General features: G+C 72.5%; 1 protein-coding gene and 1 pseudogene. Both read right to left on the minus strand.

Annotated elements, in window-relative coordinates; all coding sequences use genetic code 11:
- Positions 1-295 (minus strand): annotated as a pseudogene (locus tag A612_RS08070) (class I SAM-dependent methyltransferase); the annotation flags it as partial.
- Between the two features lie 25 nt (positions 296-320).
- A partial coding sequence (locus A612_RS08075) for a ParB/RepB/Spo0J family partition protein (protein ID WP_019373997.1) occupies positions 321-994 on the minus strand: 674 nt, incomplete at its 5' end.

Below are 994 nucleotides of genomic sequence, written 5' to 3' on the forward strand. Positions count from 1 at the left end.
GCGGCAGCAGCCAGCCCCAGGCCGGTAGCGCCACCGCGCCGCCCAGTGCCGCCGACAAGGGAAAGCCCAGCGCGATCAGGCCGCGGCGCCACCAGCCCTGCGCCAGCAGGCTGCCCGCCACACCCACGGCGCAGGCCAGCCCGAGCGCCGCCAGCGGGGCCACGCTGCCACGCAAGCCCGCGAACAGCAGCCACGCCGCCGCCCACACCAGCACCGCCGGCAGCGGCCAGGGCAGGACGATGCGCCGCGGCGGCGGCGCGTGCAGATGATGGAGTCGGCGGGGCCGGCGCGGCATGGGCACGGGCCGCAACGATGCGGCGTCAGCCGCCCCGCAGGCGCTCGATGAGGCCGTTGAGCGCCTCCAGCGAGCCAAACTGGATGGCCAGCTCGCCCATCTCCTCAACCCGGCTGCCGCGCTTGACGCGCTTCTTGACGCGCACCTCGACCTCGGCCATGAGCAGGTCGGACAACTCTTCCTCCACGCGCTTGAGGTCGCGCGACTTGTCCTTCTTGGGCTTTTGCGGCGTGAGGGCGAACTCCGCACCCAGCTTCTTGACGAGGCTCTCGGCCTCGCGCACCGACAGCTTCTTCGCCGCGATCTGGTTGCCCGCGGTGATCTGCGCCGCGCGCTCCAGCGACAGCAACGCGCGCGCGTGGCCCATGTCGATGTCGCCGGCCATGAGCATGGTCTGCACCGGCTCGGCCAGGTTCAAAAGGCGCAGCAGGTTGCTCGCCGCGCTGCGCGAGCGCCCCACGGCCTGCGCCGCCTGTTCGTGGGTGAGGCCGAACTCGCGGATCAGGCGCTGCAGGCCCTGCGCTTCCTCCAGCGGATTGAGATCCTCGCGCTGGATGTTCTCGATCAGCGCCATGGCGGCGGCCGCCTCGTCCGGCACCTCGCGCACCAGCACCGGCACTTCGGCGAGCCCCGCCAGCTTCGCCGCACGAAAACGCCGCTCGCCGGCGATGATCTCATACCGGCCGGCGTGCTCGCCCG

Source organism: Melaminivora alkalimesophila, assembly GCF_000282995.1.
In the GTDB taxonomy this organism is placed as follows: domain Bacteria; phylum Pseudomonadota; class Gammaproteobacteria; order Burkholderiales; family Burkholderiaceae_C; genus Melaminivora; species Melaminivora alkalimesophila.